Source organism: Pantoea sp. Aalb (genome assembly GCF_009829985.1).
Lineage (GTDB): Bacteria > Pseudomonadota > Gammaproteobacteria > Enterobacterales > Enterobacteriaceae > SZZU01.
On record NZ_SZZU01000005.1, the window covers coordinates 1 to 25,953 of the forward strand.

General features: G+C 27.4%; 18 protein-coding genes. 10 read left to right on the plus strand and 8 right to left on the minus strand.

Annotated elements, in window-relative coordinates; all coding sequences use genetic code 11:
* Positions 1 to 173 precede the first annotated feature (173 nt).
* From FD728_RS04515 to FD728_RS04530, 4 genes are all read right to left on the minus strand, one after another.
* The gene (locus FD728_RS04515) at positions 174 to 1,409 is read right to left on the minus strand and encodes a cupin domain-containing protein (protein WP_236261831.1); all 1,236 of its coding nucleotides are present in this window, start codon (positions 1,407 to 1,409) and stop codon (positions 174 to 176) included.
* Between the two features lie 754 nt (positions 1,410 to 2,163).
* Positions 2,164 to 2,325, minus strand: a complete 162-nt coding sequence (locus FD728_RS04520) for a general stress protein (RefSeq protein ID WP_159935261.1) — start codon at positions 2,323 to 2,325, stop codon at positions 2,164 to 2,166.
* Positions 2,326 to 3,039: 714 nt separating this feature from the next.
* Positions 3,040 to 5,325 (minus strand): glycosyltransferase, encoded by a 2,286-nt coding sequence (locus FD728_RS04525; RefSeq protein WP_236261832.1) that lies wholly within the window; start codon positions 5,323 to 5,325, stop codon positions 3,040 to 3,042.
* Positions 5,326 to 6,292: 967 nt separating this feature from the next.
* On the minus strand, positions 6,293 to 7,180 hold the full coding sequence (locus tag FD728_RS04530) for a RepB family plasmid replication initiator protein (protein ID WP_370516253.1): 888 nt from the start codon (positions 7,178 to 7,180) through the stop codon (positions 6,293 to 6,295).
* Between the two features lie 786 nt (positions 7,181 to 7,966).
* Here FD728_RS04530 and FD728_RS04535 point away from each other — a divergent pair.
* On the plus strand, positions 7,967 to 8,440 hold the full coding sequence (locus FD728_RS04535; RefSeq protein ID WP_236261833.1) for a beta-carotene hydroxylase: 474 nt from the start codon (positions 7,967 to 7,969) through the stop codon (positions 8,438 to 8,440).
* Here FD728_RS04535 and FD728_RS04540 read toward each other — a convergent pair.
* The 4 genes from FD728_RS04540 to FD728_RS04555 form a co-directional block, all read right to left on the minus strand.
* Positions 8,394 to 9,320, minus strand: coding sequence for a phytoene/squalene synthase family protein (locus tag FD728_RS04540; RefSeq protein WP_159935267.1), 927 nt, complete (start codon positions 9,318 to 9,320; stop codon positions 8,394 to 8,396). The genes FD728_RS04535 and FD728_RS04540 overlap by 47 nt on opposite strands.
* Positions 9,317 to 10,798: a phytoene desaturase gene (locus tag FD728_RS04545; RefSeq protein WP_159935269.1), complete on the minus strand. Its 1,482-nt coding sequence runs from the start codon at positions 10,796 to 10,798 to the stop codon at positions 9,317 to 9,319. The genes FD728_RS04540 and FD728_RS04545 overlap by 4 nt, the downstream gene beginning before the upstream one ends.
* Positions 10,795 to 11,964 carry a lycopene beta-cyclase CrtY gene (gene crtY, locus FD728_RS04550; protein ID WP_159935271.1) on the minus strand — a complete coding sequence of 390 codons (1,170 nt, stop codon included), beginning with the start codon at positions 11,962 to 11,964 and terminating at the stop codon, positions 10,795 to 10,797. The genes FD728_RS04545 and crtY overlap by 4 nt, the downstream gene beginning before the upstream one ends.
* A 450-nt stretch (positions 11,965 to 12,414) precedes the next feature.
* Positions 12,415 to 13,323, minus strand: a complete 909-nt coding sequence (locus FD728_RS04555) for a polyprenyl synthetase family protein (RefSeq protein WP_159935273.1) — start codon at positions 13,321 to 13,323, stop codon at positions 12,415 to 12,417.
* Between the two features lie 709 nt (positions 13,324 to 14,032).
* Between FD728_RS04555 and FD728_RS04560 the strand changes: the two genes are divergently transcribed.
* From FD728_RS04560 to arnT, 9 genes are all read left to right on the plus strand, one after another.
* On the plus strand, positions 14,033 to 14,968 hold the full coding sequence (locus FD728_RS04560) for an FAD-dependent oxidoreductase (RefSeq protein ID WP_159935275.1): 936 nt from the start codon (positions 14,033 to 14,035) through the stop codon (positions 14,966 to 14,968).
* Entirely contained in the window at positions 14,965 to 15,162 is a 198-nt protein-coding gene (gene thiS, locus FD728_RS04565; RefSeq protein WP_159935277.1) for a sulfur carrier protein ThiS, read from the plus strand. Before FD728_RS04560 ends, thiS begins: the two co-directional genes overlap by 4 nt.
* Positions 15,163 to 15,165: 3 nt before the next feature.
* On the plus strand, positions 15,166 to 15,924 hold the full coding sequence (locus FD728_RS04570) for a thiazole synthase (protein ID WP_159935279.1): 759 nt from the start codon (positions 15,166 to 15,168) through the stop codon (positions 15,922 to 15,924).
* A 12-nt stretch (positions 15,925 to 15,936) separates the two neighbouring features.
* Positions 15,937 to 16,905, plus strand: a complete 969-nt coding sequence (locus tag FD728_RS04575) for a ThiF family adenylyltransferase (protein ID WP_159935281.1) — start codon at positions 15,937 to 15,939, stop codon at positions 16,903 to 16,905.
* 2,087 nt (positions 16,906 to 18,992) lie between these two features.
* On the plus strand, positions 18,993 to 20,129 hold the full coding sequence (gene arnB / locus FD728_RS04580) for a UDP-4-amino-4-deoxy-L-arabinose aminotransferase (protein WP_204162629.1): 1,137 nt from the start codon (positions 18,993 to 18,995) through the stop codon (positions 20,127 to 20,129).
* Position 20,130: 1 nt separating this feature from the next.
* A complete protein-coding gene (gene arnC / locus FD728_RS04585; protein ID WP_159935295.1) occupies positions 20,131 to 21,117 on the plus strand; it encodes an undecaprenyl-phosphate 4-deoxy-4-formamido-L-arabinose transferase in 987 nt (328 codons plus the stop codon).
* Entirely contained in the window at positions 21,114 to 23,102 is a 1,989-nt protein-coding gene (gene arnA / locus FD728_RS04590) for a bifunctional UDP-4-amino-4-deoxy-L-arabinose formyltransferase/UDP-glucuronic acid oxidase ArnA (protein ID WP_159935283.1), read from the plus strand. The genes arnC and arnA overlap by 4 nt, the downstream gene beginning before the upstream one ends.
* Positions 23,099 to 23,986: a 4-deoxy-4-formamido-L-arabinose-phosphoundecaprenol deformylase gene (gene arnD, locus FD728_RS04595; protein WP_159935285.1), complete on the plus strand. Its 888-nt coding sequence runs from the start codon at positions 23,099 to 23,101 to the stop codon at positions 23,984 to 23,986. Before arnA ends, arnD begins: the two co-directional genes overlap by 4 nt.
* A gap of 21 nt (positions 23,987 to 24,007) precedes the next feature.
* Positions 24,008 to 25,675: a lipid IV(A) 4-amino-4-deoxy-L-arabinosyltransferase gene (gene arnT / locus FD728_RS04600; RefSeq protein WP_159935287.1), complete on the plus strand. Its 1,668-nt coding sequence runs from the start codon at positions 24,008 to 24,010 to the stop codon at positions 25,673 to 25,675.
* The last annotated feature ends 278 nt before the right edge of the window (positions 25,676 to 25,953 follow it).

The following is a 25,953-nucleotide window of genomic DNA, read 5'->3' on the forward strand; positions in this document are numbered from 1 at the left end:
ATTGAATTCGATTTCAGTGAAGTTTTTTAGTGTAGTACCTAGAAGGGGTGTTGTTTATTGATATTGGTTAGCTATGTTTTGTATCTTTACTATAAAATTAATGATTTAAAATATAAAAATCTATATAAATAAAATTTATTATATATATAGATTTTTATATTTTAAATCAAATTTTATTTTTTTACAACAGGTTGTTTTTCAATCTGTAGAGAATTCATAAAACTATTTTCAAGATGTAAATGTTGACTGACTAAATAAGATGGTGTATTTGCGAGCCACTGATTTAAAGAAATATCAGCATAATATTCACTTTTGAATAATTCTAAAAACCGTAATGTTTTATTACTAGTATTTTCGATATAATGTCCCATAGCAAAGGGAATATAACCAACATCACCTGCCCTAAAATTAAAAGTTCGTGCTTGTCCTGATGACGCAAAGACTCCCATGCGACCTTCTCCTTCTAAGTAGTACTGCCACTCATCAGTATTTGGATGCCAATGTAATTCGCGCATAGCATGAGGTTGTACTTCAACCAATGCAGCTGCTATATTTTTTGATATATAAAAGATACTAGAATCAGTAATACGTACTTTACCTCCTGGCATACTAAATGGCTTTTGTTTTAACATTTTATGTGAGAATATTAGCTTCGATTTTTTACCTCTCATTGATAATACTGACGATATTGAATTATCTGGTATTTTACCAGCAAAAATATACTCTTTTTCTGGAGAAGGTAAATTTTTAAAAACATCTACTGTTATTCTAAAATTTTTGGCTAATACTTCTATGGGAATATGTTTAAACCAATCGCTTAGAAGAAATGTACTATCTTCATCAAATTTTCCGTCATCAAATGCTAATAAGAATTCACATCCGTCTGGATCTAATCCTTGAATAGAATGTGGAATCCCAGATGGAAAATACCATAAATCACCAACATCTACATCATCAATAAACCAATAACCATTACTATCTAGAGCTGTAATCCGAGCTTTGCCGTACAACATGTATGCCCATTCAGATTCCTTATGCCAATGTAATTCACGAATACCTCCTTTATTTAAACGCATATTCACACCTGCTATAGTACTAGCAACACCAAGTTCACGTTGTGTTATTTGGCGTGTCCAACCTCCAGTACTATGTCTAATATGTGCATCACTAAACGAAAAACGCAAATTAGGTAATGTACCATTATCTGTACAAGGTGGATAAATTAAATCTGGATTTGATTTATCTCGTATTGGATCTCTCTGCCCAGGATCATGTTGATGTAAAATTTTACTAAATGGGCTATTGTTAAAATTAGATTCGTGAGAGCTAGCTTTACCTATAGCTAACGCTACAGAGCTACCAGCAGCAAATGCCATAAAATGACGGCGAGTTAATTTTTCAAATTTCATACAACTCTCTTTTTTTAATTGATTCATTGAATATTAAAGGAAAATAAATAAAAATATTATTTAATATTAAGGATGAACTTTAGTTCTATTTTAGATATATCATTAAGATATAAATGAATTATTAATTAATAATTAAATTAAGTGAAAATATTACGTAAATATATATAGATATATTAAATATTTAACATGCAATATATTATTATATATTTATAAGTTTCTAATTATATGTTTTAATTATCAATTAATTATTTTTTTTTGAAAAGATATTACAATTGATATCATTACCTATTATTAAATAATGGTACTATCCTAACATACTAATATTATTTACATAATATCATATTTACATATAATTTATTAAATAATAATTTTTGTAATTGTATTTTTTAAAGTAAATAAGTTTTAGTATCTCACTACTCTAAGACTTTTTTTACTTATATTATTATTAGATATTAGAAGCTAATTGTAGACTACAATATACTTTATATTAAACAAAAAAATTGTTTTCTAACTCTAATCTTTAAATTACTTATAAGTAATATTTTTTTGAATTAAAAAATCACGTATATAATTAAAGGAATAAATTAATTCAATATAACATGAAATAAAAAGTTAATTAACTAGTTAATTTATTATTATTTAATAAATGAAATTTTTAATTTTCAACTTCCAATTTTATATATTAATATTAAATTTAATTTAGGCATCCTTGCCTTTAATAAGGTTTCCACTATTCATTATTTAGGTTATATGATTAACGATTGCTATGTTGTCCGCTTTTTTTACCAACTTGCGAAACTTTTTCTTTATCATGTTTAAAATTACCTTCATTATTTTGTCCGACTTTTTTGCCGATTTCTGATGGTTTTTGTTTATCTTCTGTCATATGGTTAGATCCACTACGATGTTCAATCATGATATATCCTCTTTATAAATAGAAATCATTAAGGTTATATTTATTTATTATCATTTATCGCATAGTATAAGATAAGGTTAGTAAATTTAATATAATTAACAAGCGTAGCGGTTTAAATTTTTATATTATAGTCTTTTATTTAGATTTAAATTTAACTTAAATTATCTAAATTATTATTTAACCATATATATATATAAATATAAGAAAAATAAATTATTTTTAATTTAAAATTAAATAGCATATAATTATTAATTAATAATAAATAAAAATAATTAAATATATTTTTGCTATGATTAATGATAAGTTAAAAATTATTCAATATAGACATTAATTTACTATTATAAACATAATATATAAAAATATAGTTTATTTTTAAAAAATATTAAATAATCAATTTATCAATTTGTTTATGAAAATATAATTTTTATATTTTTAAGTTTTTTTAAAAATAAACTTCGTTGATTACTTTTAGAAAAAAGTTTTTTAGTTTCAATATTCTTAAAAATAGAAATTAATAGAATTTTATATAGTTATATAAGAAGCATTATTTTCGTTAATAATTTTAATAGTCTAACATATGAATATTTTACTTCATTAAGATATAAATATATAAAAATTATATCTTTATATAAAATATTTTATTAAGTAAAACTATATTAATTATTATACTTTTTTAAAATATTATTACCATAAGATCTAAATCTATATAAACTTTTAAAAATTTTTATTAATATGACATAATTCATAGATATGATTTTGCATCTGAGCAACAGTATGATCCCAAGATGTATTTGCTACTATTTTAGACATTTTTATAGCTAGTTTTTTTCTCTCTTTTGTTGTTAATTTTAAAGCACGATTACATGCTTCGATAAACGATTTTTTAGAAAATGTAATATTCACTATATCACTATAATGACGACTAACATCAGGTATAGCCGTACTAACAATTGGAATTTGTGCAGCCATATATTCTAATATTTTAGTAGGGCTAATAAAATGAGTTGAATTATTATTTAAAAAAGGTATTAAACACACATCCCATCCAGCTAAAAAATGAGGTAGAGCTTCATAAGGTTGTTGACCAAACCAATGAATATTATTCATGTGAGGTAAATTATTAACATCAATTTTTATTATTGGACCCACCATTATTAATTGCCAATCAGGATGCGCTTTTGCAATCGCTTCTAGTAGAAGCATATCCATACGTTCATCTATAACCCCATAATAACCAAGCCGAAATTTAGGTATTTTTTTCTGTAGAGGATGATCGTTATTACGATCAAGTGCCTGTTCAAAATGAGCTACATCCACACTACTAGGAAAACAGTAAATATTAGAATTATAATGTTTTTTAGATTCATATAAACTAGTTCCACCTGTAAATATAATATCGGCATATTTTAACAACGTTAGTTCACGATGTTGTAATTGAGGTGGGGCTGATCTAAATGCTGAAAGTTCATCCATACAATCATAAATAATTGCTTTGGATTGAAAGCAATCAATTAATGGTAAGGCCATAGGCGTATAAAACCAAATTAATAATTTTTCATTATTAGTAATTAGATTGATAAGGAGAGACTTTAATATATTAATTTGATCATCATGAAAACCAGGTGCTTTAATATGAGTACATGGTTTGACTACTGTTATATTAGATGTAGGTTGATATTGTAATAAACATGGTTCACCGACTTGAAAAATTGGTTCTTCAATAAAGAAAATACGATAATATTGCGCTAATCGAGACATGATATGTTGTGGACGTTGAAAAACGAAATTCCATCTCAGATGGCTAAAAACTAATAGAACTAATGGTTTCATAACAAGTTCCTTTTGCTTTTTATCATATTGAATAAAAGTTTGAAAATTAGTTAATATAGATTGTGATTGTTTTAATGTAGTGGCATAAGTTGGATTTAAAATACGTATAAAATAACTATCTACATCCCAAAGTCCGCTATTAGGCCAGTGTTTTATATTATCCCAAAGTGGTCGATCTATAATAGGATAAATACAAATGCCTCTAATATCACATCCATTAAGTTGTGCTTGTGCGATATGTGCAGTAATGTGAGATAGCCAAGCAGAACGTCCACTGCCTACATGGCTGGTTTCTGCTATTAGAATGGGTTGTTTGTATCTCTTTGATAAATTACTTAACATCTTATGAAGAGGAAATCTTCGTGAATCTCCTAAATGCCAATCAAGAGGACGTTTAGATAAAGTAAACCATTGATTATTATGGTAGTAATTAGCTCCAATAATATCAAGATAACGCCTTTTACCACCTAATTGAGGTTCACGTACACCAGTAATCATATCCCATGCCTCAAATTGCGATTCGTTAATTGCAACAGTACGCTGATGGCAAAGTTTACTTTCGTTATCTGCAAATACTTGAATAATAGGATCACAATGTAGAAATAGTACACGTGGATCTACACTAAGAATACTATCACAACCTGCAATAGTAGCTCGAATAAGCTGGCGTTTAATTTCATCTGGATGATGTTGAGTATCATTTCCAAAAAGTCCAGTAGAAATTCCCCAAGACATAAATGAAATTTCATTTATTGGAGAATAAATTGGAGATTCATCATAATAATCAGCAAGATAAGTAGCAACATTTTTACAAAACATAGCAAAACGTGGTATAAAATTAGGTGAAAAAAGTGAAAGATCTTTAGGCCAACCATAATGACAAAAACTCCAAAGTATTTGAATACCATATTTCTTTGCTGCTTGCATTTTAGAGTTTATTATTTTAAAGGTTTCATCTATATTAGTTTCTGCTAATCGCCAACCAATACTTTCTCGTACTGTATGTATACCGAAAGGCAGTAGTAACGAGTAATCACTACTACTTTGGAGATTATGATTATTTAAATCATTCATTGAAAGATGTTGACCTTTGCTATTAATATGATCAGCTCCTTCATATCCAGCTTGCCAAAAACTAAAAAAAGATGGAGTTTTTTTTATTGAAATCAAAGTAATAGAAGACCTCTTACATCTAAATATAATAAAAAAAATATCTTTCAAAAAATATTTTTAAAAATTAATTATTATAAATATAATGATATTTATTTCTATTTAAAATAAATATTAATATTTTATTAAATTATTAACATAAAGTAAGCTAATCAGCTTCTTTATAAATTCTAGGAAAGAGATATATAATCTTTACCATATATTAATAATAAAAACTGTATTATTTATTATAATTTTAATTTATTATTTAATCAATTAACATTTTTAAAATCTAAAAACAGAATATTTTTCTATTCTTTATATATTTTTTTCACTGAATGTATTATTTACTATTAATAAAAATTAATCTTAAAAATTTAATAAAATTAAAAAATAAGTACTATGCTTCAGTAAGCCGATATACGATATGAAACTCCAATTGAATTTAATAATTCACTGTAATAAGAAAAATCCTTATTGATATACTTATTCTATGATAAGTAGATCAATAGTAATTAAGAATAAAATTTACTAGTTAAAGTATAGTTTTTTATAATCGAGTTTATCTTAACATTCACTATAATTTGTTATATAAATTATATAGTAATTTAAGGGCTATGATTAATAAATCACGAATAAAATTAAACTGTATATATTATTACACATTGTTTATTGAATCATGTTTTAATTTTTATGGTATTTTATATTAATATTTAGTATTGTTTATAGTTGAATCTAAACAGTATATAAATTTTAAATATATTAAAAATCAATATATTAAATACTATAAATAGTATGAATAAAATTTATATTTTTTATTTATTAAAATTTTGCATTTAAAATAAATAAATTAAATTTAATTAAATACTCAATATAGTGAACATATTAATGCCTGTTTTACGAATTGATTTATTTTTAGAATTAAAAAATATTAAACATAATTATCACAAAATTGATTATAGTAAATAAATTAAATTAACTTATAAATTTAGTTTTCAGTTAAATCACTATTTTCTATATTACTAATAGAATCAAGCTTGGGTGTCCTACTATGGATAATAAAAAAAACTGAACGGCCACGTTTCACTTCCGAATATTCTAAATAACCAATTTCTTTTAACTGCTGCATAGCACGTCGAACAATATGATTTTGTGTCGTTGTCTTAGAACCTAAATTAAGACGCATACGTAAACGTATAAGTGAAATAGGAACAGGATTATTAGGTAAGCTTTCTAAATAAGTATAAAGAGCTTGTGCTGACTCTTTTCTTTTTAATCGAGCAATAGCACGTAATTGTAATAAAACTTTGTGGTCAAATTTGTATAATTCAAATAATTTAGGATCTGCTTGAATACATACTAGATCTTTTTCACGATCATAAGATGCTGATTGTACTAAATGTGTATAATATGCTTTACCATTGCCTTCAAATGATAACGTATTAGTTGCAATACGTCTTAATGAAGCGTCTAATCGCTTACGTAATGCAGCTGATGAATTTGCTGATGGAATCCCGCACATTTTAACGAAATCAATAAAAAAGAGCGTAACACTATTATTCTTAGATGGATATCGCGAAAAGGATTGGATAATACCAGCCCAAGTTTTAAAATCATTATCCATATCTAATCTTGCTCCAGTAATGGTAATTTTTTCATAACCTTCTGCTTTGACTAATGATAAATTTTTAAGTTCTTTTGTTGCATCTGTTGAAGCCATAGTACCAGACTTACCCCGTGAAGTTGATTTCAGAGTAGGTACAAATAGCCCTAAACGCATCAAAGCTACTGGTTGTACAGTATTATTTTTATTAGGATGAAGTTGAATAACTTCTCCACTATTTTTTTTTACTGATAGAAATGGTTCAAGTAACACCTTGTTTTTACTCTTTTTATTTTTCAAAATTTAAGTTTTTTATTTACTAAATAAAAAACTTAAATTTCTTATTATAGTGAACATAAATACTGATTATAGTAAATATTTTACAGTATATAGTGAATGTTTTACTAATTATAGTGAACGTTTTACTGATTATAGTGAACACAACCACCTTCTTAGGCCTTATAAATAGCAGCTTACAACGAACAGTGATCTATTTAGGATCTTTATTAGATCTTTTTTGATTTTTTATTAAGATCTATTCATTGTATAACTATATCTACATTATCTACATTATCTACATTATCTACATTAAAAATAAATAAAGTTCATTATTTATGAAATATCTAAGATAGTACATTAATTTTAATTAACCATTACAGAACATAATTCAACATTTAATAATAAAAAAAAATTAGAACATATAAATTATTTAAAAGATAATTATTAAATTATTAAGTAAAATAAATAAAATACTTTTAATTATAAAAAATAAACAAATTATTAAAAATCTTGACATATACTAAAAATAAATGAATCTTATAATAAGAATAAAATATCATTTTATTTTATATTTATTCTTATCTTTATTAAATAGTGTATAAATACAATAAACTTAACTATTTTAATTAAAAGTTAAATTAATTTATTATAATAAATTATATATGTATCTTACTTGCATATAAAAAACTTTAAGTACAGTATAATAATACTCATTATTATAAGAACAAATAAAGAATGTATATATTTTGGAATATATTAATTATAATATTTACAGTAATTATGATGGAAATCATAGCTACATTGACACATAAATATATAATGCATGGTTGTGGATGGAATTTACATTTATCCCATCATAAAAAACATACTAATAAATTAGAACTTAATGATATCTATGCTATCTTCTTTTCTTTTATAGCTATAATATTAATTTATTTAGGTATAGTTGGTAAATTAATATTAGAATTAATAGGAATAGGAATAACAACTTACGGGATACTTTATTTTATTTTTCATGATGGAATAGTACATCAACGATGGACCATCCATTATACTCCTAACAAAGGATATCTTAAAAGAATTTATATAGCACACCTTATGCATCATACAACAAATAAAAAAGAAGGCTGCATATCATTTGGATTTATTTATGCACCACCTATTTTAAAATTAAAACAAAAATTAATTAAAATAAATGAATATAAAATTAACGAGGACGTTGCCAAAGAGAACAAGGACGCTTCTGTGGATTAATAAATCCAGAAGTAATAGCCATTACTGCTCCTTTAAGTAAAAGTATTAGCTTTTCACTATTACTTGTATATTGACGTGTATCCCAAGCATGTATTCCAGAAGCTTTAATTTTCAAACCAATTCTATGATAAACATTATATGCAGTAGCAATTGCCCATGCAGATCGAACTGATAGATTTTGTAATCCATAATATGCTGAATAATAATAATAATTTGTTTTACTAATCAATTTTGTCACAAGAGGAACAAGAGCAGCACGATATTTTGGATCACATAACAAACTACGAGATAATCCTACATTATCTAACCATAATTGTGGAAGATAACATCGTCCGTTTTGTGCATCTTCAATAATATCGCGTGCAATATTAGTAAGTTGAAAAGCTAAGCCCAAATCACACGCACGATCTAAAACTGATTCTTCTTTAATTCCCATTACATGTGCCATCATTAAACCTACTATACCTGCTACATGATAACAATAACGTAAAGTATCGTTAAAGGTATAATAATTTTCATTACGTACATCCATTGCAAAACCTTCTAAATGATCAAATGCTAATTTAGACGGTAAACTATGTTTAAATATAACTTCTTGAAAAGCTTTAAAAGCAGGTTCATTCATATAAGCTCCATCATAAGCACGACTAGTTTCAATTTTTAGATGAAGTATACGAGCTTTTAAATCATCAATCGATTTTTGAGTACCATAAATTCCTAAATTTTGTCCATCAATCAAATCATCACAATAACGACACCAAGTGTAAAGTAATAAAGTACTACGTCGTGTTGAAGAATCTAATAACTTTGTAGCAATAAAAAAACTTTTTGATCCATTTTTAATTATTTTTTCAATATATTGAAGTAAATTAATATTCATATTAATAAATCCTGTAACATTAACTGTGCTGTAGCTTGAGCAGAACAAATAACACCAGGAATACCCGCTCCAGGATGTGTGCCAGAACCGACTAAATAAAGATTTTGAATATTAGAATCACGATTATGAGGTCGAAACCAAGCACTTTGAGTTAAAATAGGAGCAAGAGAAAAAGCACAACCTTGATATGTATGAAAAGTATTTCTAAAATCAAATGGGGTAAATATTTTATGAGTAACTAATTGTTGACGTAAACCAGGCATATAATACTTCTCTAAATAAATAAAAATTTTGTCACGCAAACGAGGTCCTTCTAATTGCCAATTTATATTTGCAGTTCCAAGATGTGGAACTGGTGTTAATACATAAAAGCTTCCACAACCTGAAGGTGCGAGAGATGGATCACTATTACATGGAGCATGTAAATAAAGCGAAAACTCATTAGATATTTTGTTACTATTAAAAATTTGATTAATAATCTTTTTATATTGAGGACCAAAACAAACAGTATGATGTGATAAATGAGAATGAGATTTATTAAGACCAAAATATAATATAAATAACGAATTACTCATGCGTTTTCGTTTTAAGGATGTAACACGTTTATTTATTATAGGATGAGAACGAAGTAAATCATGATAAGTATGTATAACATCAGCATTTGATGCTACAGCTTCAACATCAAAACTCCTTCCATCTTTTATTTTTATACTATGAATTCGATTACCTATTATTTCAAGATGACTTACTTCAGTATTAAGTAAAATTTCTCCACCGAGATTTTTAAATAATTTAACCATAGCATTAACTAACGCCCCTGTTCCTCCACGTGGAAACCATACCCCCCACTCAAGTTCTAAAGCGTGAATTAAAGTATAAATCGATGATGTTGTAAAGGGATTACCCCCAATGAATAATGATTGGAAAGAAAATGCTTGACGTAAATATTCATTTTCAATAAAGTGTGATACCATACTATATACGCTACGCCAAGCATGTAATCGACTTAATTGTGGGAAAACACGTAACATATCCTTAAATTTAAGAAATGGTACGGTACTTAATTGTAAATATCCTATTTTAAATACATTACGAGAATAATTAAGAAATTTACGATAACCTTCAACATCCTTAGGATTAAATTGAGCAATTTGTTGTTCTAACGATAATTGATTATTACTATAATCTAATCGTTTCCCGTTTTCCCAACATAAGCGATAAAAAGGAGTAACTGGTAATAATTCAATATAATCACTAAATAATCTTCCAGACATTGTAAATAACATTTTAATAGCATTAGGATTAGTAATTACTGTTGGTCCAGCATCAAAAGTAAAACCTTTTTCTTTCCAAACATATGCACATCCTCCATATTTGCTTTGTTTTTCTAAAACTGTAGTATGGATACCTGCAGTTTGCAGGCGAATTGCTAAAGCTAATCCACCAAAACCTGAACCAATTATAAAGATACGTCTCATAATATATTTCCTGTGCTATGATTTATTCTTAAAAGAGCTCGTAATACTTTATTGATTGAAACAGGTGGTTTTCCGTAAAGGATACATATTTTATCTTTTAATCTAAGATGTCCAAAATAGAATCGACTAATTAAATCAGCATCAAGACGATAAAAATGCTGTATTATTTTCCATCGTTGTTTTGGATGATCTGTTAAAAATAATATACGATTTAGAAATCTAAAAAATCGTTGATTATGCCAATGTTGGCGAGCAAACATTTCGATACATTGACTTATTACGAAAGAATTGGTCGGAAGTTTTCCTATTATACATTCAGCTAATGACATAGCAATAGGTAATGAATAACCTGTAGTAAAATGCAATATCCCAGCTCGTAAGCCGCTACATGGTTGATTACCTTGCTGTTTCCAAAACATATTGATATCTCCACTTAATATGATTGGTAAAGAGCCTTCTTCTTCACGTATTAATTTATTTAATTTCCAATTATGATCTTGAGCATATTTAATAATATTTTTACGTATTTTTATTTGATTTAATATAGGTTGATTGACGTAATAAGTGTCTTCAATTAAAAGACGTTTATTATTGAAAGGTAATATATAAATAAAATGATATCCTTCTTGTTGATCAACCGTTGCATCCATTAAAATAGGTTGTGATAAATGATGAGGGTGACTTAATTGCCATTCTTGTCCAATAAACACTTGATATCCAACTTGGAAATATGGCATTGACCTTATTCCTCTTCCATCAATAACTACTTTAGCGTGTATTTCATCATTATTTTCTAAAATTACTTTAGTAGGGGTAATATGTATTACTTTGGTCGTAGTAAGTAAGTTTTTACCCATAATATTGGTTAAGTAACGTGTAAAATTAGTAGATGTAATAGAGTAATAATTACCGATTATTCTACGTTGAAAATTTGGAAAATATACTTTATAACTAGACCAACTAAATGAAATTAAAGGTTTTAATAAAATAAATTGTTTTTGGCTAAGATCGTTTTGATGAAATGACCAAATATGATTTCCGAACGGAGTATTATTACTTTCTAACATTAAACATCGTAAAGTAGGATGATATTGATTTATATATAATGCAATTAATCCATTTGCAAGACCTGCTCCTACTAGAATAATATCATATTCTTTATACATTAATTCGCCTCTATTAAATAATTTATTAATAATAAATTATTTTTTTGCTTAATATAATTAAAAATTAATAATATAATTCTAACTATTATTATATTTTAAATATTTAATTATATTAATATATAAATATTATGTATTTATATATATTACATATTAAGTAAATAAATTATTAATACGAGTTTAAGTAGATAAATTATATTTAAACTTTGAATTATTTTAAATGCGTAGGTATATAATACATATGATATACATTTAAAATAAAAATATTACTGAACATTAATATAAATTAAATAATAATATTTTTTATTATTTAATAAATATATATATCGCATATATATATTTAAAAATATTTCATAAAATGAAATAATTAAAAATTAATATCATATAACATTTATTATATATACTTGATATGAATATTTTATATTTAAATATGAGTTTAATAATTTTATTACATTAATTAAACATACTTAACTGTTGATAGAAAATAGAGTACATATATTGACGAGTAGATATTCCATACTTGCATACACCTGTTAAGTAAATTTCAGCATTTTTTAAATGCGTATTAAGTCGACATTTTGCACCATCTATTCCTAATATACGGACAAGAGTTAATTTACTTTGATCTTGATGACTATCTTTACCTATATATTTATAATAATCAGATATATCATCAAGTAATTGAAATGCTTGACCTAAATTTTGACTAAAATTAATTAATTTCTGCCGCATTTGCTGTGTAGCATCAGAAGCAATAGCTGCTATCTGTAATGTAGCACGAAATAGCATACTAGTTTTAAGATCATTAGTTAAAGTTATAGTTTCTATATTGTGATTTTGAAGAATATCATTTTGTAAATCTTGAAATTGTCCTTGGACTAATCCCTGTAATCCAACAGCTGAAGATAGTTCGGCTATAGCATTAGATTTTTGTATAGATTTTACATTAGGTGTATTAGCAATTACTTCAAAAGCACGACTAAGTAGAGCGATAACAGCAAGTATTGCTATATTTTCTCCAAATTCACGATGTATCGTTGGACGACCTCGGCGTATTAATGCATTATCCATTGAAGGAATATCGTCTAGAATAAGAGATGCAGTATGTACCATCTCTACTGCACAAGCCAAATTTAAAATACTTTTCTCTTGAACTTTACATCCCATATCACGTGCTGCTAGTATAAGAAGTAGTGGACGAATTCTTTTACCAGGTGCAAGAGTACTAGCTCTCATTGCAGTATTTATCAAATCAGGCTTTTGTCTAATAGGCAATAAAGCATCTAAATGTATTTCTATTATTTTTTGTAATTGAGAGAACTTTCTACTTTGGTTTACTACAGTATTAAAATTTGTAAGCATAATAATAACTGTTCATGGTAGTATTAATTGTTTAATTAATCACATAATGCATTATAACATTGTATTAGTGATGCACTAGTCTTTTATAAAGAACTTTTGCATCACTAATAATTTATAAATTATCTTAAAAAATAAATTTACTATATATTTAATAAAACATAAATAATTTTAAATTATTAATAATTTAAATGATTAACTTAGCAAAAAGAAATATAATCATATTATTATGTATAGTCAAATCATTAAAAATTTTAATTTAACTTATAAATTATAAAAACTATATGGGTTTTTTAGTTTAGTTATTATCTTTATTTTCTTTAAAAAAATCTTTTACATCTAAAAATATACTTTATTTAAAAATGAACTTTTATTCAGTATATAATTTCTAAAAAATATGAGATTTATTTTTTAAAACCTAGCTAATTAATAATCAAAATAGAATTATTTTTATATTTACAAATAATATTATTACTTTTAATTTTTATTAAAACTATAATAAATTATATATAAAATTAAGTGTTAATTGTTTATTTCTAATCTTTATTAAATATTTTAATATTGATTGTTTATTATCATATAATATAAAAATAAACTGATATACTATTACTAATAGTAATTAGTAGATTATTTTATTGATCTTATTTAGATGGTTTTAATAAAAGGAGAATTATTTATTCGTTTTATTATCTTTTTTATTTTGGAATATTTTATGAGCCGTTGGACAGTTTTAGGATGTGGTGTAGTTGGTTTATGTGTGGCAACTGTATTAGCAGAAAATGGTAAAGAAGTTGAAGTTATAAACAAAGATAATTGTCAACCAGCTTCTTGGTTTGCTGGAGGAATGCTTGCACCTTGGTGTGAATCTGAAAGTGCACCACAAGATGTTTTATTAATGGGACAATACGCTGCTACATGGTGGCAAAAACGCGTTAGTAGTGTTAAAAAAAATGGAACTTTAGTAATAGCTTCACCTCGTGATCATCAAGAATTAAATCGTTTTGCAAGAATGACTACAAAACATCAATGGATTACTCCTTCTGAAGTTGAACCGGAATTAGAACAACGTTTTGCGCGAGGACTTTTTTTTCCAATGGAAGCGCATCTTGATCCACGTTTAACACTTATGGAAATACATAAAAAATTACTAGAATATGGTGTACTTTTTAATATTTGTCATCCAAATAGCCATATTATCGACTGCCGAGGCATTCATGCTTCACATAAGTTACCTCTTTTACGCGCAGTACGTGGAGAAATGATAATTTTACATAGTAAAGAAATACATTTCTCTCGGCCTATTCGATTATTACATCCACGATTTCCTTGTTATTTAGTACCTCGTGAAAATGGATATTTTATGCTTGGTGCTACTATGATTGAAAGTAATGATGCTAGTAACATTAGTGCTCGTGCTATGATGGAATTGCTTAGCGCTGCTTATAGTATTCATCCAGCCTTGGCTGAAGCACGTATTATAGAAAGCAGCAGTGGTTTGCGTCCAGCTTATCCAAATAATTTACCTAAAATTTATTATCAAAATAATACTTTTTATCTTAACGGTATGTATCGACATGGTTTTTTGTTAGCTCCAATGATGGCAGAAAAATTAATGCAACGCTTATTGATAAAGGAAAAAAATGTATGAAAGTTTATTTCAATGGTCAGATTATTACTACTCAAACTAACAATCTAAAGGAACTATTAAATCAACAGAAAATTGATTTGAATGCAATTGCAACTGCTGTTAATGGTACTTTTATTCCAAAGAATAAATATGATAAACAAATATTAGAAGAAGGATATCAAATTGAGGTTCTATCACCTATGCAAGGAGGTTAATTAATGTTCTATGGTTTTGATGCTAAATCTCGTTTTTTACTTGGTACTGCTGGTTATCCTTCTCCATATATTTTGCAACAGTCAATTAATGAATCTGGTACTGAAATCATTATCGTTAGTTTACGACGTGAAGGTAAGGAGGGTAAAGTATTTCGTGAATTATTAAGTGGACTTAATGTTCGTATTTTACCAAATACCGCAGGATGCTATACTGTTAAAGAAGCGGTAACAACAGCTCATATGGCACGTGATTTGCTTAATACTCCTTGGATAAAATTAGAAATAATTGGACATGCTGAAACTCTCCAGCCAGATCCTTTTGCATTAGTAGAAGCAGCTCGTATTTTAAGCGAAGAAGAATTTAAGGTTTTTCCGTATACCACAGAAGATTTAGTTATTGGAGAAAAACTATTAGCTGTTGGTTGTGAATTACTTATGCCTTGGGGAGCACCAATTGGTTCTGGTCAAGGTTTACGTAGTCTAGATGCTTTACGTACACTACGTTCTTGGTTTAATGGTATTCCTCTTATCATCGATGCCGGTATTGGTTCACCTTCGGACGCAACACAAGCTATGGAAATGGGTTTTGATGGTATATTACTCAATACTGCTGTAGCAAAAGCTGGTAATCCCATATTAATGGCGAGTGCCTTTCGCCAAGCGATTGAAGCAGGGTTAATAGCATTTAATGCTGGATTAATGGAAAAACGAGATATAGCTGTAGCTTCTACACCAATATTTGGATTAGCAGATCTTAATTAAAGGAATGCCTATATGGAACGATATCACCGTCAGATTATATTATCAGAAATTGGACATGTTGGTCAGAGAATAATTAAACAAGCACGCGTACTTGTGGTAGGAGTAGGTGGATTAAGCTCAACATTATTAATGCAATTAGTTGGTTCTGGTATTGGTTATATACGTCTTTATGATAAGGATGTAGTATCACTGCATAATTTACATCGTCAAACACTTTTTACTATCAATGATATTGGATATTCTAAAGTTGCTTGTGCAAAAAGAACACTTAAGAAGTATAATCCTGATGTAAAAATTGATGCTATACAAAAATTAGTAACTGCAAGTATTTTAGATCATGCGTTAAAAAACATTGATATAGTGATTGATGCTGCTGATAATTTTGTTATTACTTATTTACTCTCGGATGCTTGTCATAAACATTTAATTCCTTTAATTAGTGCTTCGGTGCTTGGACGTTGTGGTTATGTAGGAGGTTTTTGTTATAATGCTCCTAGTTATCGTGCAGTTTTTCCGTTTTTTCCAACTTCTATAACTAATTGTAATATTTTTGGCGTAATGGGACCAGCAGTAGCAACATTAGGTGCTTTACAAGCACAAATGGTTATTAGTGTACTACTAGGTTTATTACCTTCTCCATTAGGCTGTATTATTAATTGTGATTTCATTAATTGGCATTTTCATAAATTTCGCTTTGATTCTGCATCTGAACCAAAACAGCCGACAATACCTTTTATTGACCGACAATTAATTTCCCAAGATGACTGTGTTATAGAATTACGTAGTTATAAAGAAGCACCTGTTAGTATAATTAACGATGTTGAACGCATTTCACCACAAGAAATATATGCTTGGCAACCTCCTAATAACCGGCGTATAATATTAATTTGTGCTAGTGGTATACGTGCTGCAAATGCAGCTTTAATTTTAGAAAAGCGTGGTTTTAGTTTTTTAGCAATTTTAGCTGCTAATTATTCTTAAGTACAATTTTATATAATCTAAATTATATTTAAGTTAATTATGATAATTCATTTATTTTAAAAAAATTTTAAAGTATTGTTTTTAAATTTTAATTATTGTTTTTTAATTATCAAAAAAATATAGATTCTTATCTTATTTTTATAAAAGTATGTATTAAATATTACTGATATATATCTAAACATATTAAATATTTTTTAAATAATTTTATTAAAATTTTAATAGGATTTTTTAATAGGATTATTATATATAAGATAAGTTTTATTAAAAAATTAAGTATATCTTTATCATTTTTACTATATATCTAAGTTTATTAAAAATAATAGTTTATTATATATTTTATATATAATAAACTTTAGTTATATAAAAAATTATCTATAAAATAAATGATTTATGGCTGAAGTAGTAAAAATACTAAGTTGTTATACTAACTTAAAATTAGGTAATTAATTTTAATTATTATTAACATTAAATTCTTATAAACATATTTTTAAATGTATTCAAATTTAAAAATATGTTTATTCAGATTTTTATAACTTATAAAGTTATTTATAAAATCAAATATACATTATCTAAATTTAAAGAGCTTTATTTGACACTTAAAGATTGAATTTTAAATCGCTATGTTATAAAAATTTTTAACTTAAAAAAAGTGTACTACAAAAAGAAAAAACATTCTATTATTTAATAATACATATAATTTATAGTAATAGTATTTTATTATAGTTTTTCAAGTGTAAGAACATGGAATAACCTTTTAGTTGGATAATACTTTAAAGTTTTTTATTTATAATTAATAAACGGTACTTAATGGATTTTATGTTATTGCTTTATATATTCATATCGACATATATGTAATAATTATTACTTAAAAAATATATTAATTTAAAAAGAATGAGAATATCATTCTCTAAATATCATTCATTATGATTATATTTATTTTTATCATTTATAAACAAAATGATATTTTTTATTGGATAGAAAAATAATCATATTTAGTGTTAGGTATTTTATTATTTTTTAGAACTACAATATTAGGAATTGAACCACATCTATGGAGATTTTTGATTCGTATGTATTAGATTAAGTATTAAATTTACGTAAAAAGAATTTATTAGTATATTGTTAGTTTTACTTAGATACTGTAGTAAAAAAGATATTAATAGATTAATATTAAAATATTATTTATTGAAAAAGATATTTTTTACTTTTATGTAAGATATTTTATGTTTACTTTTTTTAAAATAATGTAAATGTAATTATTAAATACGGGAAAAATAAACCATATATTTATATTATGAATAATAGTTATTAAAAAATAAAAATAGAAATTATTGTTTTATAATTTGAAAATTTTATAATTTATCTCAAATTCTATAATTTAAAAATTAAATTTTTAAATTATTTCCTAGAAAAACAGTTTAATTTGCTAAATATTATATATTTAGCATTATTATAATAATGAGTATAAAATAGTTTAATCAATTAATCGTATTTAGTTAATATCTAACAATACTATATGAAGATATAATTTAATTGTTAATTTCTAAACTAAAAGAAATTTTCAATATATTAGTTAAATATTATTAGCTATTAATTAGTTTATACGTAAATCAATTTAACCTATTTCTACATAGAATACATTTATTTTTTTATGATATTATAAATATATATTAATTATTAATAAATTTTTTTTTAAAGTTAAATTAAAATTTAAATATTATTTATTGAAACTAATATTTATTTAACAATAAAATTTGAATTAGATCATCATTAAACAGAAAAAAATAATAAATTAAATTTTAATTTATTTATTCATTAAGTTATTTATTTTTTTAAATTATTTGTGATCTATTTAGAGTATTATTTGTTTTTAGACGTAAAAAAAAGTGGGTAATTTATTTATCTTTATTTCATATGTTTTTTTAAGAACATATTTCTTAAATTTATAGTTATTTTTTCATGATGAGTTAATTAGTTAAATTTTAATTTAATAAAATAATTTGAGTTACTAAAAAATATAATTTTTTTATAATAAAAAATATTTTAAATATTTTCAAAATGTACATTACATATATTAAGGTAAAATTATGGTTTTTCTTCCCTTGTCTCGTCCTTCGTTAGGTCAGGAAGAGTTAGAGGCGGTAAATGAAGTTTTTAAATCAGGTTGGATCACTACAGGTCCACAGAATTTAGCCTTAGAAAAGGATTTCTGCCAACTTACCGGTAATAAATATGCAATTGCAGTGAGTTCAGCTACGGCTGGTATGCATGTTACTCTTTTAGCATTAGGTATTAAACCAGGTGATAAAGTAATTACTCCTTCTTTAACTTGGGTCTCTACACTTAACATTATTACATTATTAGGTGCAATGCCAGTTATGATAGATGTTGATCGTGATACTCTAATGGTAACACCAGAACATATAGAGGCTGCTATTACTCCAAATACAAGAGCTATTATTCCTGTTCATTATGCAGGTGCAGCCGTAGATATTGATAGTATTCGTATCATGGCTGCACATTATGGTATTCCTGTTATAGAGGATGCTGCACATGCAGTGGGATGTTATTATAAAAATCTTCATGTAGGTCATCAAGGTACAGCAATTTTTTCTTTTCATGCCATAAAAAATATCACCTGTGCTGAAGGTGGACTTGTTGTAACCGATGATTTGATAATGGCAGAACGCATAAGAAGTCTTAAATCTCATGGACTTGGTATTAATTCATATAACCGTGATACCCATGATCGGAAACCAAATGCAGAAGTAATAATACCAGGTTTAAAATATAATCTTTCAGATATAAACGCTGCTATTGCACGTGTGCAGTTAAAAAAACTTTCTACTATTAATGCTCGTCGACGAGAGATAGCACAAATTTATCTTTCTGAATTAACTGGCATGCCGTTTTTAACTTTAGAAATACCAAAGTGGACATATCGACATGCTTGGCATTTATTTATTATTCGTGTTGATGACACTCAGTGTGATATTAGCCGAGATACTTTAATGAAAGTTTTAAAAAAACAAAATATTGGTACGGGCTTACATTTTAAAGCAGTTCATAAACATAAATATTATCGCGAACGTTATCCGAATCTTTCTTTACCAAATACTGAATGGAATAGCAATCGTATTTGTTCATTACCGTTATTTCCAGATATGAGTAACGAAGATGTTAGGCGAGTTACTAATGCTTTACGTCGAATCATTGGAGCATAAGATGATAGAATCTAATTTAATTCTTAAAGTTTCTATAGTTATTCCAGTATATAATGAAAAAGAAAGTTTACCTGAATTAATACGTCGTGTTAAGGCTGCTTGTAATAAATTAAATCTAGATTATGAAATCTTATTGGTTGATGATGGTAGTTGTGATCAATCTAATCAGATAATTACTAATTTAGCAAATATACCTAATAGTCGCATTATTGGTATACTTCTCAATCGTAATTATGGTCAGCATTCTGCTATTATGGCTGGATTTAGCCATACTTCTGGTGATCTGATCATCACTTTAGATGCTGATCTTCAAAATCCACCTGAAGAAATTCCTAATTTAGTACAAGCTGCGCAACAAGGTTATGATGTAGTTGGAACTGTCAGACAAAATCGTCAAGATAGTTGGTTTCGACGTAGTACTTCACACATAATTAACCATCTTATTCAAAAATTTACTGGAAAAATTATGGGTGATTATGGCTGTATGCTTCGTGCATATCGTCGACATATTGTAGATGCAATGCTTAACTGTCAAGAACGTAATACTTTTATTCCAATTCTAGCAAATACTTTTGCACGTACTACTATTGAATTACCGGTAGCACATACAGAACGTGAGTTTGGCAGTTCCAAATATAGTTTTTTAAGATTAATTAATTTAATGTATGACTTAATTACTTGTTTAACTACTACACCTTTACGTCTTTTAAGTATTATAGGCAGTTTAATCGCTATAGTTGGATTTATATTTTCATTAATATTGATTTTATTACGTTTACTTTTAGGAGCTAAATGGGCTGGAGATGGTGTATTTATGTTGTTTGCAGTTTTATTCATTTTTATAGGTGCTCAATTTGTTGGTATGGGATTGCTTGGTGAGTATATTGGCCGCATTTACAATGATGTACGTGCTCGTCCACGATACTTTATTCAAAGTGTTATCCAAGCGCAAAAAGATGCTTCCTCGATACAGGAAATTAAGGAATGAAAACACTTGTCTTTGCCTATCAGGATATAGGGTGTGTTGGCATTAATTCGCTTTTCAATCACGGGTTTGAAATTACTGCTATTTTTACTCATACCGATTCTGAATTTCAAAATTATTTTTTTAGTTCAGTTTCCCGTTTAGCTGCTGAACAAGGCATTCCAGTATATGCTCCTGAAGAAGTTAATCATCCTTTATGGATAGATCGTATTAAGGATATGGAACCCGACATTATATTCTCTTTTTACTATCGTAATATGATCAACAATATGATTTTAGATAGTGCTCGTTTTGGTGGATTTAATTTACACGGCTCACTTTTACCAAAATATCGTGGACGAGCACCATTAAATTGGGTTCTATTGAATGGTGAAACTGAGACTGGTATGACATTACATCATATGGTAAAACGTGCTGATGCTGGAAATATTGTTAAGCAGCTACGTGTAGTAATTGAAGAGCAAGATGATGCACTAACATTACATCGTAAATTAGTAAAATGTGCAACACAACTTCTTGATATAACTTTACCTATAATAAAATGTGGTAAAATTATATCTACGCCGCAAAATCATAGTGAAGCTACTATTTTTGGACGTCGTACTCCAGAAGATGGGCTAATTAAATGGGATTTATCTGCAATATGCATCAATAATTTAATCCGTGCTGTGTCTTATCCATGGTCAGGAGCATTTTCTTTTTTTGGTAGAGTAAAATTTATAATATGGAAAGGACGTGTACACAATAATGAATTAAATAAATTGAAAGTAAGACCAGGTACTGTACTTTCAGTAAAACCATTTATAATTGCGTGTAAAAATAGCTTACTTGAAGTGATAACTGGCCAAAATGATAAAGGTGTTGATATGAGTGGAAGCCAATTAGCATATACTCTTGGTATAGTTCCTGGTGCAAGGCTTTCTACATTTAGTAATACAGTTAAATCTCGTACACGTGTCCTTATTCTAGGTGTAAATGGTTTTATTGGTAATCATCTTACTGAACGCCTGTTACAGGAAAACAGTTTTGAAGTATATGGATTAGATATTAGTTCAGATGCTATTAGTCGATTTATAGGTGAACCTTACTTTCATTTTGTAGAAGGAGATATAAGTATTCATTCACAGTGGATAGAATATCACATTAAAAAATGTGACGTAGTGTTACCTTTAGTAGCTATTGCTACACCTATAGAATATATTCGTAATCCACTACGTGTTTTTGAATTAGATTTTGAAGAAAATTTAAAAATTATTCGTGACTGTGTGAAGTATAAAAAACGTATTATTTTTCCTTCTACATCCGAAGTATATGGAATGTGTACAGATAGTCAATTTGATGAAGATAATTCTAATCTTATAGTTGGACCGATTAATAAACAACGCTGGATTTATTCTATCTCTAAACAATTATTAGATCGTATAATTTGGGCCTATGGTGAAAAAGAAGGGCTGCAATTTACCTTATTTCGTCCATTTAATTGGATAGGTCCACGATTGGATAATCTAACTGCTGCACGTATTGGTAGTTCAAGGGCTATTACTCAATTGATTTTAAATTTAGTTGAAGGATCTCCAATTAAATTAATTGATGGTGGTGCGCAAAAACGTTGTTTTACTGATATTTATGATGGAATAGAGGCATTATTTCTTATTATTAAAAATAAGCAAAATAATTGTGATAGGCAGATTATAAATATTGGTAATCCAGCAAATGAAGCTAGTATTAAAGAGTTGGCTGAACGTTTATTAGTTAGATTTGAACGTCATCCATTACGTACTTGTTTTCCGCCATTTGCAGGATTCTGCAATGTAGAAAGTAGTAGCTATTATGGAAAAGGATATCAAGATGTAGAACATCGTAAGCCATCAATTAAAAATGCTTATCATTTACTAAATTGGTATCCAACCATAAAAATGGATACTACTATAGACAATACTCTTGATTTTTTTCTACGTACTATTGAGTTACAACAGGAACAAGAATGAAAAAAATCGGTTTACGTATTGATGTAGATACTTGGCGTGGTACTAAGATAGGTGTACCGGCATTACTAAAGCAGTTAAGAATACATCAACTTCAAGCTAGTTTTTTTTTTAGCGTTGGTCCAGATAATATGGGACGTCACTTATGGCGTTTAATAAAACCACGGTTTTTATGGAAAATGTTACGTTCTAGAGCAGCGTCACTTTATGGATGGAATATTTTATTAGCAGGAACTGCTTGGCCTGGACGAGAAATAGGTAAAGGGCTTACTGATATCGTTAATGCTACAGCAGCTGATCAGCATGAGATTGGTTTACATGCTTGGGATCACTTCGCATGGCAAACATGGGCTGGTATATGGAATGAAAATAAACTTATTGAAGAAATAGCACATGGTAAAAATATATTAGAAGATATTATTGACGGCGTAGTAACTTGTTCTGCAGTAGCAGGTTGGCGTGCTGATAGTCGGGTATTAGCTGCTAAAAGAAAATTTGGTTTCATTTATAATAGTGATTGTCGTGGTACTGGACCATTTTTGCCGCGTTTATATGATGGTTCGCTAGGTACGGTACAAATTCCGGTTACATTACCTACTTGGGATGAAGTAGTTGGTCAATCAGTAAGTTCTTTAAGTTTTAATGATTTTATCCTTCATTCAATGTGTGAAGCAACGGGTTCTCCAGTTTATACTATTCATGCCGAAATTGAAGGAATTGTTGAGCTTAAAAATTTTATTAACCTTTTAATTCGTGCTGAAAAACATAATATTCATTTTTGTCCTTTAAGCAAACTCTTACCAAATGATATTAATACACTACCAGAAGGTAAAGTATTACGTGGATATATTCCAGGACGAGAAGGTTGGTTAGGTTGCCAAAATTAAACTTGTTAATAGGCATTATTAATGATTACACGTACTAAAGCAGCTCTGTTGACTATAGTTTTTGCACTCTATTATATTGTTCCTATTGAATTTCGTGATTTATGGCAACCAGATGAAGTGCGTTATGCTGAAATTAGTCGTGAGATGTTAACTAGTATTGATTGGATTGTACCTCACTTTTTAGGGTTACGTTATTTTGAGAAACCAATTGCCGGTTACTGGATTAATAATTTTGGACAATTACTATTTGGTCATACTAATTTTGGCGTACGTAGTGGAGCAATTATTAATACTACCTTAAGTGCATTATTGCTTTATTGGTTAGGTAAACAGATATTTTCTAATAATAAAGTTGCTTTAACTGGTAGTATTATTTTTCTTACTTTTTTATTAGTATATATTATAGGTACTTATGCAGTACTAGATCCTATTTTATTGCTTTGGTTAGTATCAGCTATGTGTAGCTATTGGCTAGCCGTACAAGCTATATCTACAAAACAGCGTTTGCTAGGCTATATATTATTAGGAATAGCTTGTGCTATTGGTTTTATGACTAAAGGATTTATAGCATTTGTAATACCAATATTGGCAATTACACCTTGGGCTATTTGGCAACGTCGCTTTATAGAATTATTAATTTGGGGATCATTTAGTATATTCATCGCTATTTTATTAAGTGCCCCTTGGGCTTTAGAAATTTATCGTCGTGAAGAAGATTTTTGGAATTATTTCTTTTGGGTAGAGCATATTCAACGTTTTGCCAATTTTAATGCTCAGCATAAAGCACCTTTTTGGTATTATATACCAATCTTATGCATTGGTTGTCTTCCTTGGTTAGGATTATTACCAGGGGCTCTGATTAGTGCATGGCTTCAGCGAAAAAAGAATATTGGTATAGTTTATTTACTTAGTTGGATGGTATTACCCCTATTATTCTTTAGCCTTTCAAAGGGTAAACTACCTACCTATATTTTACCTTGTTTTGCCCCTTTAGCATTATTGATGGCACAATATATATATATTAATAATTTTAAAATTATTAATTTTCTTAAAATAAATGGATTAATTAATTTATTATTTGGATTAATTTCAACTTTTATGTTGTTAACTGTATTTGCTCCGTGGGGATTAAGACATTATCAGATATATAATAAAGATGAAAAAATTAATTTATTATGTAGTGTAATAGCCTTTTCTAGTTGGGCTATGATTGGTTGGCTAAGTATTAAATTAGAAAAAGGATTATGGCAGTGGTCAGCATTATGTCCATTAGGAATGGCATTAATGATTGGTTACGCTATTCCTGAAGAAATTAAAAATACAAAACAGCCGCAGAGCTTTATTAGGGTTATAAAAAATCAGTTAAAAAATAGCCGATATTTATTAACTAATACCACAGGAATGGCGTCAACTATAGCTTGGATGATACAGCGAAGCGATATTATACTTTATAATGAACCAGGAGAACTAGAATATGGTTTAAGCTACCCTGATGCGAAAATGAGTTATGTTGATGGAGATGTTTTTGAAAGTTGGTTACAAGAACATCGTTGCCATGGTAAAATTTCATTAATTTTTATCTTAAAACAAACTCAAATAGGTTCTGAACCAAACTTACCTAAACCTGATCATGTTTACCGCCAAGGACGTTTAGCTTATTACGGCTATGACGCTGTTCCATGTTCATGACAAGAATATATTTCTTATCATAATAGTGATTATATTTAAGTTATATACTACTTCAATGATATTAATAATAAATGAACTGATTCAAATCAAAGAATTAAAAAAAATATGATTATTCTGTTCATTTACTTTAAATGATGTAATTATATGGTTAATTGAATTCGATTTCAGTGAAGTTTTTTAGTGTAGTACCTAGAAGGGGTGTTGTTTATTGATATTGGTTAGCTATGTTTTGTATCTTTACTATAAAATTAATGATTTAAAATATAAAAATCTATATA